This window comes from Peribacillus sp. SIMBA_075, from assembly GCF_046534585.1.
The window spans coordinates 1-232 of the sequence record NZ_JAWRYN010001708.1 but is presented as its reverse complement, the minus strand read 5'-3'; the positions used below and the strand labels follow the sequence as shown (position 1 = coordinate 232).

The following is a 232-nucleotide window of genomic DNA, read 5'->3' as shown; positions in this document are numbered from 1 at the left end:
GTAGGAAAAGCGAGATCGATCATCGGAATCCCGGCGTTCTCCAACTGGCTGAACGACGCATCCGTCAGTCCGCCCATGAATGTCGAGTATTGGAGAGACACATCCTGTGCGTCCGCCACTTTTTTCACAACGCTCACGAGCTTCGTATTAGGAATCAGCCCCCCTAGGGTTCCTCGGCCATGGAAGCTGTACAAATTCAGGCACGGCCCTTCTCCCAGGCGGATATCGGCGG

General features: G+C 56.0%; 1 pseudogene. It reads right to left on the bottom strand.

Going from position 1 to position 232, the window contains the following annotated elements:
* Positions 1-232 (bottom strand): annotated as a pseudogene (locus SB775_RS34255) (hypothetical protein); the annotation flags it as partial.